This window comes from Enterobacter cloacae complex sp. SYL003 (assembly GCF_049236925.1).
In the GTDB taxonomy this organism is placed as follows: domain Bacteria; phylum Pseudomonadota; class Gammaproteobacteria; order Enterobacterales; family Enterobacteriaceae; genus Enterobacter; species Enterobacter intestinihominis.
Genome location: NZ_JBMKJK010000012.1, coordinates 112,048 through 125,353, shown reverse-complemented (window position 1 = coordinate 125,353; position 13,306 = coordinate 112,048). Strand labels below are relative to the sequence as shown.

General features: G+C 56.0%; 11 protein-coding genes. 8 read left to right on the top strand and 3 right to left on the bottom strand.

The features are described from left to right. Positions 1–4 precede the first annotated feature (4 nt). From ACOT1A_RS16370 to flgL, 4 genes are all read left to right on the top strand, one after another. Complete coding sequence (locus tag ACOT1A_RS16370; protein WP_022647728.1) at positions 5–1,102, top strand: flagellar basal body P-ring protein FlgI; 1,098 nt, start codon at positions 5–7, stop codon at positions 1,100–1,102. Beyond that, positions 1,103–2,056 (top strand): flagellar assembly peptidoglycan hydrolase FlgJ, encoded by a 954-nt coding sequence (flgJ, locus tag ACOT1A_RS16365; protein ID WP_023305862.1) that lies wholly within the window; start codon positions 1,103–1,105, stop codon positions 2,054–2,056. A gap of 75 nt (positions 2,057–2,131) precedes the next feature. Continuing rightward, the gene (gene flgK, locus ACOT1A_RS16360) at positions 2,132–3,772 is read left to right on the top strand and encodes a flagellar hook-associated protein FlgK (protein ID WP_276170110.1); all 1,641 of its coding nucleotides are present in this window, start codon (positions 2,132–2,134) and stop codon (positions 3,770–3,772) included. 16 nt (positions 3,773–3,788) lie between these two features. Continuing rightward, positions 3,789–4,742 carry a flagellar hook-associated protein FlgL gene (gene flgL / locus ACOT1A_RS16355; RefSeq protein ID WP_022647731.1) on the top strand — a complete coding sequence of 318 codons (954 nt, stop codon included), beginning with the start codon at positions 3,789–3,791 and terminating at the stop codon, positions 4,740–4,742. Positions 4,743–4,817: 75 nt separating this feature from the next. On the opposite strand, the gene ACOT1A_RS16350 is transcribed toward flgL, so the two are convergent. Then, positions 4,818–6,029: an MFS transporter gene (locus ACOT1A_RS16350; protein WP_276170109.1), complete on the bottom strand. Its 1,212-nt coding sequence runs from the start codon at positions 6,027–6,029 to the stop codon at positions 4,818–4,820. Positions 6,030–6,138: 109 nt separating this feature from the next. Here ACOT1A_RS16350 and ACOT1A_RS16345 point away from each other — a divergent pair, with 109 nt between their 5' ends. Next, the gene (locus tag ACOT1A_RS16345) at positions 6,139–7,077 is read left to right on the top strand and encodes a LysR family transcriptional regulator (RefSeq protein WP_022647733.1); all 939 of its coding nucleotides are present in this window, start codon (positions 6,139–6,141) and stop codon (positions 7,075–7,077) included. A 40-nt stretch (positions 7,078–7,117) separates the two neighbouring features. Here ACOT1A_RS16345 and rne read toward each other — a convergent pair whose 3' ends face one another. Continuing rightward, on the bottom strand, positions 7,118–10,225 hold the full coding sequence (rne, locus tag ACOT1A_RS16340) for a ribonuclease E (RefSeq protein WP_276170108.1): 3,108 nt from the start codon (positions 10,223–10,225) through the stop codon (positions 7,118–7,120). Positions 10,226–10,795: 570 nt separating this feature from the next. On the opposite strand from rne, the gene rluC reads away from it, so the two are divergent. Then, positions 10,796–11,743 (top strand): 23S rRNA pseudouridine(955/2504/2580) synthase RluC, encoded by a 948-nt coding sequence (gene rluC / locus ACOT1A_RS16335; protein WP_041907418.1) that lies wholly within the window; start codon positions 10,796–10,798, stop codon positions 11,741–11,743. 79 nt (positions 11,744–11,822) lie between these two features. On the opposite strand, the gene ACOT1A_RS16330 is transcribed toward rluC, so the two are convergent. Further along, positions 11,823–12,407: a Maf family protein gene (locus tag ACOT1A_RS16330; protein WP_032624478.1), complete on the bottom strand. Its 585-nt coding sequence runs from the start codon at positions 12,405–12,407 to the stop codon at positions 11,823–11,825. Positions 12,408–12,547: 140 nt separating this feature from the next. On the opposite strand from ACOT1A_RS16330, the gene yceD reads away from it, so the two are divergent. Together yceD and rpmF are read left to right on the top strand one after the other, a co-directional pair. Beyond that, positions 12,548–13,069, top strand: coding sequence for a 23S rRNA accumulation protein YceD (gene yceD, locus ACOT1A_RS16325; RefSeq protein ID WP_003857966.1), 522 nt, complete (start codon positions 12,548–12,550; stop codon positions 13,067–13,069). 16 nt (positions 13,070–13,085) lie between these two features. Further along, positions 13,086–13,259, top strand: coding sequence for a 50S ribosomal protein L32 (gene rpmF, locus ACOT1A_RS16320; protein WP_003857964.1), 174 nt, complete (start codon positions 13,086–13,088; stop codon positions 13,257–13,259). Positions 13,260–13,306 lie beyond the last annotated feature (47 nt).

Below are 13,306 nucleotides of genomic sequence, written 5' to 3'. Positions count from 1 at the left end.
ACCTATGTATAAATTTCTCTTCGCCGTGGCGCTGTCGCTGGTCGCTACCGTTGCGCAGGCCGATCGCATTCGCGATCTCACCAGCGTGCAGGGCGTGCGCGAAAACTCCCTGATTGGCTACGGCCTGGTGGTGGGGCTGGATGGGACGGGTGACCAGACGACCCAGACGCCGTTCACCACCCAGAGCCTTAACAACATGCTCTCTCAGCTCGGTATTACCGTACCGGCGGGGACCAACATGCAGCTGAAAAACGTGGCGGCGGTGATGGTGACCGCGTCTTATCCGGCCTTTGCGCGTCAGGGGCAAACCATCGACGTGGTTGTCTCGTCGATGGGTAACGCCAAAAGCCTGCGCGGCGGTACGTTGTTGATGACGCCGCTGAAAGGCGTCGACAGCCAGGTGTATGCTCTGGCGCAGGGCAACATTCTGGTTGGCGGGGCAGGCGCGTCGGCGGGCGGCAGCAGCGTGCAGGTGAACCAGCTGAACGGGGGACGTATTACCAACGGCGCGATCATCGAACGTGAGCTGCCGACCCAGTTCGGCACCGGCAACACCATTAACCTGCAACTGAATAACGAAGACTTCACGATGGCGCAGCAGATTGCTGACACCATCAACCGCAGCCGGGGTTACGGCAGCGCCACCGCGCTGGATGCCCGCACCGTGCAGATCCGCACGTCAACCGGTAGCAGCAACCAGGTGCGGATGCTGGCCGATATCCAGAATATGGAAGTGAACGTGTCGGTGCAGGATGCAAAAGTCATTATCAACTCCCGTACCGGATCGGTGGTGATGAACCGCGAAGTGACGCTGGACAGCTGCGCCGTGGCGCAGGGCAATCTCTCCGTCACGGTTAACCGCTCGGCCAACGTCAGCCAGCCGGATACCCCGTTTGGTGGCGGTCAGACGGTAGTGACCCCGCAAACGCAGATTGATTTACGACAGAGCGGCGGATCGTTGCAGAGCGTGCGCTCCAGCGCCAACCTGAACAGCGTGGTGCGTGCCCTGAACGCGCTGGGTGCAACGCCAATGGATCTGATGTCCATTCTGCAATCCATGCAAAGTGCAGGCTGCCTGCGCGCTAAACTGGAAATCATCTAAATGCTGACCGATAGCAAACTGTTGACCAGTGCCGCCTGGGATGCCCAGTCGCTCAACGAGCTGAAAACCAAAGCGGGCAAGGATCCGGCGGCGAATATCCGCCCGGTTGCCCGTCAGGTGGAAGGCATGTTCGTGCAGATGATGTTGAAAAGCATGCGTGAAACCCTGCCGAAAGATGGCATGTTCAGCAGCGATTCCACACGGCTTTACACCAGCATGTACGATCAGCAGATTGCCCAGCAAATGACCGCCGGAAAGGGGCTCGGCCTGGCAGACATGATTGTGAAACAGACCGCAGCAGCTCAGGGGCTGCCACCTGAAGAGGCTCCGCCGCAGGTGCCGCTGAAGTTTGATCTGGAAAAGGTGACCAGTTATCAAAATCAGGCGCTGACCCAGATGGTGCGTAAGGCGATGCCGAAGCCGACAGAAGCGCGTGACGAGCCGCTCTCCGGCGACAGCAAAGACTTCCTGGCGCAGCTCTCCCTGCCGGCGCGTCTTGCCAGTGAAGAAAGCGGCGTGCCACACCATCTGATTCTGGCGCAGGCGGCGCTGGAGTCGGGCTGGGGGCAACGCCAGATCCGCAGGGAGAACGGCGAGCCGAGCTTCAACATCTTTGGCGTGAAGGCCACTTCCAGCTGGAAGGGGCCGACCACGGAAATTACCACCACCGAATATGAGAACGGTGCGGCAGTGAAGGTGAAAGCCAAATTCCGCGTCTACAGCTCGTATCTGGAAGCGTTGTCGGATTATGTCGGGCTGTTGAGCCGGAATCCGCGCTACACCGCCGTGACCCAGGCCACCACGCCAGAGCAGGGCGCTCAGGCATTGCAGAATGCCGGCTATGCGACCGATCCAAACTATGCACGCAAGCTGACCAGCATGATCCAGCAGCTGAAATCCATGTCTGAGAAGGTCAGCAAAGCGTATAGCACAGATCTCGAAAATCTGTTCTGAAAGTTCTCAAGTCCCGGTGGAGGTTGCCGATAACCTTCATCAGGACTCGTGTCTGAACGTATAAAAGGAACCCCCATGTCCAGTTTGATTAACAGCGCCATGAGTGGCCTCAGTGCTGCGCAGTCGGCACTCAATACCGTCAGTAATAATATTTCAAGCTACAACGTGGCAGGTTATACCCGCCAGACTACCATTCTGGGCGCATCAAACAGCACCCTGACCGGCGGCGGCTGGGTGGGTAACGGGGTCTATGTCTCCGGCGTTCAGCGTGAATATGATGCGTTTATTACCAACCAGCTGCGCGCGGCGCAGAACCAGAGCAGCGGCCTGACCACGCGCTACCAGCAGATGTCGAAAATTGACGACGTGCTGTCGGATACCACGAACTCGCTTTCTGCCAACCTCCAGGATTTCTTTAAAAGCCTGCAAACTCTGGTGAGTAACGCAGAAGATCCGGCAGCACGCCAGACGGTACTCGGGAAGGCGGATGGTCTGGTAAACCAGTTCAAAACTAACGATCAATATCTCCGCGATCAGGATTCGCAGGTCAATACGGCGATTTCTACCAGCGTCGATCAGATCAATAACTACGCGAAGCAGATTGCTAACCTTAACGATCAGATTTCCCGGCTGACTGGCGTAGGGGCGGGCGCATCCCCGAACGAACTGCTCGATCAGCGCGATCAGCTGGTGAGTGAGCTGAACAAGATTGTCGGTGTGGACGTGACCGTGCAGGACAGCGGCACCTATAACATCTCTATCGCCAACGGCTACACCCTGGTACAGGGCAGCAACGCCAGCCAGCTGGCTGCGGTGAAATCCAGCGCGGACCCTGCACGTACAACGATTGCGTATGTGGATGCCGCAGCGGGCAACGTGGAGATCTCGGAAAAACAGATCACCACGGGGTCGCTTGGGGGGCTGTTAACGTTCCGTTCTCAGGACCTGGATCAGGCGCGAAATACGCTTAACCAGATGGCGCTGGCGTTTGCGGATGCCATGAATACCCAGCACCAGGCGGGCTTTGATGCCAACGGGGACGCAGGCGGCAAGCTGTTTGATTTTGGCTCCCCGGCAGTGCTGAGTAACGGTAAGAACACCGGAAGCGCGTCCGTGACGGCAACGATGACGGACAGTACCAAGGTCCAGGCGACAAACTACAAAGTTGAGTATAACGGTACTGACTGGACCATCACCCGTCTGTCAGACAACACCAGCTTCACGGCTATGCCGGATACCAGCGGTAATCTGTCGTTTGATGGCCTCAACGTCAACATTAGCGGCTCGGCCAATAATAAAGACAACTTTATCGTGAAGCCGGTGAATGACGTTATCGTGAATATGGACGTTGCGATCAGCGACGAATCCAAACTGGCGATGGCTTCCGCGAAAGGAAGCGGCGAAAGCGACAATACCAATGGCCAAAAGCTGCTGGATTTGCAGAGCGCCAAGCTGGTGGGGGGAAACAAAACCTTTAACGATGCTTATGCCGCGCTGGTCAGTACGGTGGGCAGCACCACGGCGTCGCTGAAAACCAGCAGCGAAACCAAAGTTAACGTTGTTACGCAGCTGACCAAACAACAGCAGTCAATCTCCGGGGTTAACCTGGATGAAGAGTATGGCAACCTGCAACGCTATCAGCAGTACTATCTGGCGAATGCGCAGGTGCTGCAAACGGCGAGCACGCTGTTTGATGCATTGATCAATATCCGCTAAGGCTGAGGCATAAAAAATGCGTATTAGTACTCAAATGATGTATGAGCAAAGCATGCGCGGCGTGACGAACTCCCAAAGTCTCTGGCTCAGCTACGGCGAGCAGATGTCTACGGGGAAGCGTATCAACCGTCCGTCTGACGATCCTATTGCCGCTTCGCAGGCCGTTGTGCTCTCTCAGGCCCAAACGCAAAACAGCCAGTATGCGCTGGCGCGCTCCTTCGCTACGACGAAAGTCTCGCTGGAAGAAAACGTGTTATCGCAAGTGACAACCGCTATCCAGGCTGCTCAGGAAAAGATTGTCAATGCAGGCAACGGTACGTTAAGTGACGATGACCGCGCTTCGCTGGCAACGAACCTGCAAGGTATTCGCGATCAGCTCATGAACCTGGCTAACAGCACGGACGGTAACGGTCGCTATATTTTTTCCGGTTACAAAACCGAAGCGGCGGCTTTCGACCAGGCTACGGGTGATTATAAGGGCGGCGGAACGCCAATCAGCCAGCAGGTTGACTCTGCGCGCACGATGCAAATCAGCCATACGGGCACTGAAGTTTTCGATAGCTTCACCAGCAATGCGAAGCCAGAGCCAGATGGTAGTACGCCGGAAACGAATTTGTTCAAGATCCTCGACTCCGCAATTGAAGCGCTGAATAAGCCGATTGGCGATGACGAAACGAAGGCTGAAGCATTTACGGCGGCTATTGATAAAGCCAACCGTGGCCTGAGCAACTCCCTCAACAACGTGTTGACCGTGCGCGCCGACCTCGGCATCAAGCTGGACGAGCTGGGCAAGCTGGATTCTCTGGGTGAAGACCGCGCGCTGGGCCAGACTCAGCAGATGAGCGACCTGGTTGACGTGGACTGGAACTCGGTGATTTCTTCCTACACCATGCAGCAGGCGGCTTTGCAGGCCTCGTATAAAGCCTTTAGCGATATGCAGGGTATGTCTTTGTTCCAGATGAACAGATAAGACTCTGACCTGTTTGACATGTCTTGAAACTGGGCATGTTTTGACTGCCCAACCCGTCCGGGTTGGGCATTTTTTTTACACACTTTCTGCCTGAGCGGACACCACCCGGGCGCTTTCAATCACTCTGATAGCCAGCGCAATGGCACCACACAGGGTTGCCAGTGCTACCACGCCCGTCCAGCCTGCCAGCGTATAGATATTGCTGCCTAATGCCGAACCCAGCGCCATTCCGATGAAAATGACGGTAAACAGCAGGGCGTTAAGGCGCCCACGGGCCTGCGGCTCAAGGCTGTAGACCAGGTTCTGGTGCGCCACGAGGCTGGACTGCAAACCGAGATCGAAACCGACCGCGGAGAGGGCAATCAGGAGCAACTGGCCGTGTACACCCAGGGCTGGCATCAGGAACATCAGGGCAAACGAGAGGGTCACCAGCGCGGCACCCAGTTGGGTCACTTTACCGGCGCCCAGCTTATCGGCCAGACCGCCTGCCAGCGGTGCGGCCAGCGCGCCTGCGGCTCCGGCAATACCAAAACCACCCGCCACGGCGCTGCCAAGGTGATACCGTTCCAGCAGCATGACCGCCAGCGTCGACCAGAATGCACTAAAGGCAATCGACAGAAAACCCTGAGCCAGCGCAGCCCGACGCAGCGCCGGGTAGCGACGCCAGAGGTGTTCCATGGAGCGCATCAGTGCCGGGTAGCTCAGCGTGGAATGAACGGCGAAGCGGGGAAGTACGGCCCACATCACCACGCCGATAAAGGCAATGCTTGCGGCGGCCAGCTGATACATCACTCGCCAGCCAAAGGCTTCACCCACCACGCCGCTCACGGTTCTGGAGAGCAAAATCCCCAGCAGCAGGCCGGTCATCACCGTGCCGACTGTTTTTCCCTGTTTGCCTTCCGGCGCGAGAATCGCTGCGGCCGGGACAATATCCTGCGCCATGGTGGCGGCCATGCCAATCAGCAGGCTGGTGAGCAGCAGGGAATGAAGTTGTCCGGTCAGGCTACAACCCAGCAGGAACACCGCCAGAGCTGCACTTTTTATCAGGATCAACGTTCTGCGGTCATAACGATCGCCGAGCGGGAGCAGAAACAGGATACCTAAGGCATAACCCGCCTGGGTGAGCGTCGGGACCATGCCCATGCCTTCGATGCTCAGGTGCAGGTCTGAGCCCATCAGCGGCAGCAGAGGCTGGGCATAATAGATGGATGCCACGCTGAAGCCCGCACCGAGCGCCAGCATTAAGAATACCCAGCGGCTTACGGCCCGGGTGGTGGTTGTGTTCATAAGATGTTCCTCATTCGTCGTGTGCGGCTATTTTTTATCAGTACGCCTTGCGACGGTAGCGGGCGCGGTGGTAAAACGCTTATACGTGTAGCGTATAGGTGCAAATGATATGAAACGGACTGAGCGTATAGATCGTGTAGAACTGATGCGAACCTTTGTTCGCATTGTGGAGGCGGGGTCCCTTTCTGCGGCGGCACGTCAGCTGGCAACAACCCAGGCCACGGTGAGCCGACGGTTGCAGTCACTTGAAACCATGCTGGGCGTGCGCCTGATGCTGCGCACAACCCATACCACACGGCTTACCGATGACGGTGAACGTTGCTATCAGCATGCCCGACGGGTAATTGACAGCTGGCTGGCGCTGGAAGACGAGGTGGGGCAGACGGAAGATGAACCGGTCGGGGTGCTGAGGGTGCGCGCGCCTCACGCGTTTGGCCAAGATCAGCTACTAAAACCGTTAACCCAATTTTTGCAGCGCTATCCCCAGCTTTCTGTTGAGTGGATGCTTAACGATCGCTCGGTTGATTTCCTCGGCGACAACCTTGACTGTGCTATTCGGGTGGGCGTGGAAGTCGATCCGGCAACCGTGTCTGTGCTACTGGCTGAAGTGCCGCGCTCGGTGGTAGCGTCACCGGCACTCCTGGCCCGTTTTCCCGCGGTTAACACGCCGGACGATCTGCAACATCTCCCCTGGATTGCCATCAGCTCTTTTTATCAACGCCATGTGGAGCTCTTCCACGAGGCAACACCCACCCCGGCGAGAGTTACCATTACGCCACGCCTGAGTACCGACAGCCTGTATGTAGCGCGCAATACGGCACTCACCGGGCTAGGCGTGGCGGTGGTATCCAGCTGGACGGTACAGGATGATATTCGGGAAGGGCGACTGGTGCATTTACTGCCAGAGTGGCAGCCAGCAGCGCTACCGGTACATCTGGTTTATCCCTGGTCACGCTATTATCCGGCGCGCTTGCGGCGTTTTCTGGAGCTGATGCGGCAGATAATGCCGGAGGTCACCGGTATGAGAAAGCCCCTGCAACAGCCATAAAAAAGCCGACCCGAAGGTCGGCTTTCAGTCTTAGCGTGCGTTATTCAACAGGCTGAGGACGAGTAGCTGGGGCAGTAGCCATGTGCGTCGCACTGTGACCACCGGCAGCACCTTTACCTTCGAAGTTGAATTCCGGACGAACCCAGTCACTATGGCGTGGTGCTTCAGGCACGTACTCAGGTGCCGGGGCACGAGTCATTGGCGCGGTAGCAATGTGAGCAGGCGCTACAGCTTCAACGATCTCAACCGGCTCAGATTTCACTTCTGGCGCTTTGACCTCTTCGACAACAGGTTCAACCTGAATCTCGACGTCCTGAACAACCTCTTCCGTCACCGTTTCGACGGCAACGTCTGCGGGCTCTTCTGCTGTGGATACAGGCTTAGCGTCTTCCGCGACTTCTTCAGCCACCACGGTATCTTCTTCGGGAATGATCTGCGGTGCGGCATCAACCGGCGCAGCAATCACTTCAGGATGGGTCGTTTCCACTTCCACAGCCTGCGGCGGCGCTGTTTCAACAACCTGCGGTTCGACCACGGTTGCCGCTTCAGTCACGACGTCTTCCACCGCGACGACTGGTGCAATCACCTCTTCGGTCACAGCCTGTTCTTCAACAGCCTGCTCCGGACGTGCAACCGGATAACGGATCCAGACTTTACCGGATGCCATCTCAGGTGACGCGCACGCCACGGTCATTGGCATTGGAGACTGGGTCGGGTAACGCTCGTCACGATAACGACGGCGACGCTGACCGCTCACGCGCAGATGGCGTGGAGAACGGCGGGAGCGACGCGGCATACCTGCGTTATCACGGTTTTCGCTGCTTTCGTCCTGCTCAACCTGATTTTCCACTACGGCTGGCAGGTCAACTTTCGCAACCTGAGTACCCGTTGTGCTTTCAGCCGCTTCAACCGCGATAACGTCGTTTTCTTCGGCCTGAACAACACCCATACGTACTTTCTGGGTCAGCTGGCGCTGCTTACGACGCGGCATAACCTGAGTACGCTCTTCCTGCTCAGTGTCCTGCTGTTCTACAGGCGCTTCGCGATTCAGGTTTTTGACTTCCTGCTGAGCCTGGCGTTTGTCATCGTTACGACGACGGTTACGCTCGCGGCGAGGCTGCTGCTCGTCACGCTGTTTGCTCTTCTCGGACTCATCGCCCGCCTGCTGGCGAATCTCACGATCTTCAACGTTCTGCTGTTGCTTCTCGCGACGGTTGCGACGGTTGTCCTCGCGCTGTTCACGGCCTTCGTTGTTATCGGAACGATTATCACGGCGCTCATTACGATCGCCACGGTCGTTGCGGTCGCGACGGTTGTTCTGACGCTTACGACGGTCCTGCTGACGCTCTGGTTTCGCTTCTTTTGGCGCTTCTTTCGGCTCCTCAGGCTGAACTTCTTCGGCGGCAAACATTTTTTTCAGCGCACCGATGATGCGGCTCAGGAGACCAGGCTGCTCAGGCTGTGCTTTTGGCGCGGCAGGAGCCACTTTCTGCACAGCAGGTTTTTCCGCTGGTTTTTCCAGCGTCGCTTCTGGCGGTGCTTCCGGCATGATGAAGGTCGCTAAAGCTGGCTGCTCAGGCAGTTTACGCTCGGCAGGCTCTTCATCAGACGGCAGCGCCATTTCTTCTTCATGCAGCTTCGGCAGCAGGTAGCTGAGGGTGCTTGTCTCTTCGCCTTTGCGCACGCGCAGCACGTGATAGTGCGGGGTTTGCATCTCGTCGTTTGGCACGATGATGCAGCGAACGCCGCCCTGACGCGCTTCGATTGCGCTCACCGCTGCACGTTTTTCGTTCAGCAGGTAGGAGGCAATCGGCACTGGAACAATAGCGTGAACCTCTTTGGTGTTCTCTTTCAGCGCTTCTTCTTCAATCAGACGCAGAATAGAGAGGGAGAGAGATTCATTGTCACGCACGGTACCTGTACCGGAACAGCGCGGGCAGACGTGATGGCTGGACTCACCCAGAGACGGGCTGAGGCGCTGACGGGACATCTCCAGCAGGCCAAAGCGAGAAATATGGCTGATCTGGATACGCGCGCGATCCTGGCGCACCGCTTCACGCAGACGGTTTTCAACCGCACGCTGGTGGCGAACCGGGGTCATGTCGATGAAGTCGATAACGATCAGACCACCCAGGTCGCGCAGGCGGAGCTGGCGGGCGATTTCATCAGCGGCTTCAAGGTTGGTGTTGAAGGCGGTCTCTTCGATGTCGCCGCCGCGGGTTGCACGCGCGGAGTTGATGTCGATGGCGGTCAACGCTTCGGTGGTATCGATAACGATAGAACCGCCGGACGGCAGACGCACTTCACGCTGGAAGGCAGACTCGATCTGGGATTCAATCTGATAATGGCTGAACAGCGGGATTTCACCGGTGTACAGTTTAATTTTGCTGGTGAAATCCGGGCGACCCAGTGCGGCGATGTGCTGGCGAGCCAGCTCAAGCACTTTCGGGTTATCAATCAGAATTTCACCGATGTCCTGACGCAGATAATCACGGAAGGCACGCACGATGACGTTGCTTTCCTGGTGGATCAGGAACGGCGCAGCACGGCTTTCTGCCGCTTTCTTGATGGCTTCCCAGTGTTTCAGGCGGAAGCTCAGGTCCCACTGCAACGCTTCGGCAGATTTGCCAACGCCTGCGGTGCGCACGATAAGGCCCATGCCGTCTGGCAGTTCAAGACTTGCCAGTGCTTCTTTCAGCTCGGTACGGTCATCGCCTTCGATACGGCGAGAGATGCCACCCGCACGCGGGTTGTTTGGCATCAATACCAGATAGCTTCCTGCCAGACTGATAAAGGTGGTCAGCGCGGCGCCTTTGTTGCCACGCTCTTCTTTATCGATCTGGACGATAACTTCCTGACCTTCACGCAGAACATCTTTGATGTTCGGACGGCCATGGGAGTTGTAGTTTGCAGGAAAATATTCGCGGGCGATTTCTTTGAGAGGAAGGAAACCGTGACGCTCAGCACCGTAATCGACAAATGCAGCTTCAAGGCTTGGTTCAATGCGGGTGATTTTGCCTTTGTAAATGTTCGCTTTTTTCTGTTCGTGTCCAGGACTTTCGATATCCAGATCGTACAGGCGCTGCCCATCCACAAGGGCGACACGCAACTCTTCTTGCTGAGTTGCGTTGATTAACATTCTTTTCATCGTAACTTACTCGTTATTCTTACATTGACGACAAAGCTGCGGGCAAGGTGACGCTTTCCGGGGTATGAACCGATGGCCTCGTGTCTATTCACGTCGCCAACCTCACGGTTGTCGCTCGCTTAAGAGGCGCAGAGTGTCGGTTGCCTGTATTTCATAGGGAAACACAGCGCAATTATCAGGGGAATTGCCTGGGAAAACTCTCCAGAGAACAATCCTTATACCGGGAAGTACTGCAACCCGCAGCCCGCTAACTGCCTGAAAGATCAATACGTCTTACGCCATTGCTGCGTGGATGATCGGTCAGACAAAATTGGTCATTCCGTCGACATCCTTACAAAACCCGGATTTAACGCGGAAAACGGATTCATTATTCCACTGCTCGCCGGGTTATAGCAAGATGACTTTTACCAATTATCACCCGGTTACTCACAGTTTCTTCACTTCAACGGGGTGATTGGTTTAATAACCACCAAATCGATTGCGCGAAAGGGGAGTGGTCCGGATAAAAGTAAATATAAGCATAGAAAAATGAGTGGCGCTAATGTCAGACGCTATTTAGAATCGCCAACCATGAAAACAGAGACTCCAGCCGTAAAAATGGTTGCCATCGCCGACGACGAGGCGGGGCAACGTATCGATAATTTTTTGCGCACCCAATTGAAGGGTGTGCCAAAAAGTATGATTTATCGCATCTTGCGTAAGGGTGAGGTGCGGGTGAACAAAAAACGTGTGAAGCCCGAGTACAAGCTCGAGGCGGGCGATGAAGTCCGCATTCCACCGGTACGTGTTGCAGAGCGTGAAGAAGAGGTCGTTTCTCCGAAGCTGCAAAAAGTCGCGGCCCTGAGTGACGTTATCCTTTATGAGGACGACCACATTCTGGTGCTGAATAAACCGTCCGGAACGGCGGTACACGGGGGGAGCGGTCTGAGCTTCGGCGTGATCGAAGGTTTACGTGCGCTGCGCCCGGAAGCGCGTTTCCTCGAACTGGTTCACCGTCTTGACCGTGATACCTCAGGCGTGCTGCTGGTGGCGAAAAAACGTTCTGCACTGCGTTCCCTGCATGAACAGCTGCGCGAAAAAGGGATGCAGAAAGATTATCTGGCGCTGGTGCGCGGCCAGTGGCAGTCCCACGTGAAAGTGGTGCAGGCGCCGCTGCTGAAAAATATTCTGCAAAGCGGTGAGCGCATTGTTCGTGTTAATCAGGAAGGGAAACCGTCTGAGACGCGATTTAAAGTAGAAGAGCGCTACGAATTCGCCACGCTGGTGCGCTGTAGTCCGGTGACGGGGCGTACTCACCAGATTCGCGTCCATACCCAGTTTGCAGGCCATCCGATTGCGTTCGACGATCGCTATGGCGATCGCGAGTTTGATAAGCAGTTGGCGGGTACGGGGCTGTCGCGTCTGTTCCTGCATGCGGCAGCGCTGAAGTTTACCCATCCTAATACCGGTGAAGTTATCCGTATTGAAGCGCCGCTGGATGATCAGTTGAAACGCTGCCTGAAAGTTCTGCGCGGCTGATTATGTGCCGGGTGGCGCTGCGCTTACCCGGCCTACGAAACCCGTAGGCCCATACAAGCGAAGCGCTGCTGGGCAAAAATCACATCGTCAGCGGATTACACTCTTCTCGCCTTAACATCTGGCAGAGCGCAATCAGCGGCAACCCCACCAGCGTGTTGGGATCCCGCCCGTCCAGCTTGTCGAACAGTGCAATTCCCAGTCCTTCACTTTTGAAACTCCCTGCGCAGTTCAGAGGACGTTCCCGACGCACGTAATCCATAATCTCCTCCTCGCTGAGATGACGGAAGTGCACATCAAATGGCTCGCACTCGGTTTGCAGATGACCGGAGGCCGAATTATAAAGCGCCAGGCCGGTATAAAAGGTCACGATACTGCCTCGCGCACGCAAAAGCTGCTGGCAGGCGTTTTCTTCCGTATGCGGTTTACCGGTGATTTCGCCGCCCAGCACACAAACCTGATCGGAGCCTATAATCAGATGAGCGGGGTAACGTACGGCCAGCGACTGTGCTTTCTCTTTCGCGAGACGGGTCACCAGATGACGCGGTGACTCGCCCGGCTGTGGCGTTTCATCCACCTCCGGCGCGGCGCATTCAAACGGGATCCCGAGCTTTTCCAGCAGCATTCGGCGATAAGGTGAAGTGGAAGCAAGGACGAGATTTGGCATATTTTTATCACCAGATATAGCGTATCGATGCCAGCCATTTTAAACTACAGGCCGCAATGTGTGCGAATAATTGGCAAAAGGCAGCTCTGGTTGCCTTTTTCTTTGACTCTATGACGTTACAAAGTTAATATGCGCGCCCTATGCAAAAGGTAAAATTACCCCTGACTCTTGATCCGGTTCGTACGGCTCAAAAACGCCTCGATTACGAAGGAATCTATTCTTCCGATCAGGCTGAGCGTATTGCCGAATCTGTAGTCAGTGTGGACAGTGATGTAGAGTGCTCCATGTCGTTCGCTATCGACAACCAGCGCCTCGCCGTTTTAACCGGTGATGCAAAGGTGACGGTAACGCTCGAATGTCAGCGCTGCGGGAAACCGTTTGTACAGCATGTTCACACAACGTATTGTTTCAGTCCGGTTCGTTCTGACGAACAGGCTGAAGCACTCCCGGAAGCGTATGAACCGATTGAGGTTAACGAATTCGGTGAAATCGATCTTCTGGCGCTGGTTGAAGATGAAGTCATCCTCTCCCTGCCAGTCGTTCCGGTGCATGATTCTGAACACTGTGAAGTGTCCGAGGCGGACATGGTCTTTGGGGAACTGCCTGATGAAGCGCAAAAACCAAATCCATTTGCCGTATTAGCCAGCTTAAAGCGTAAGTAATTGAGGAGTAAGGTCCATGGCCGTACAACAGAATAAACCAACCCGTTCCAAACGTGGCATGCGTCGTTCCCATGACGCGCTGACCGCAGTTACCAGCCTGTCTGTAGACAAGACTTCTGGTGAGAAACACCTGCGTCACCACATCACCGCTGACGGTTTCTACCGCGGCCGCAAGGTTATCACTAAGTAATCACGCGTCAGCGTGATTAGGCTTAGTGAGGAACTTCCCCGTGAAAA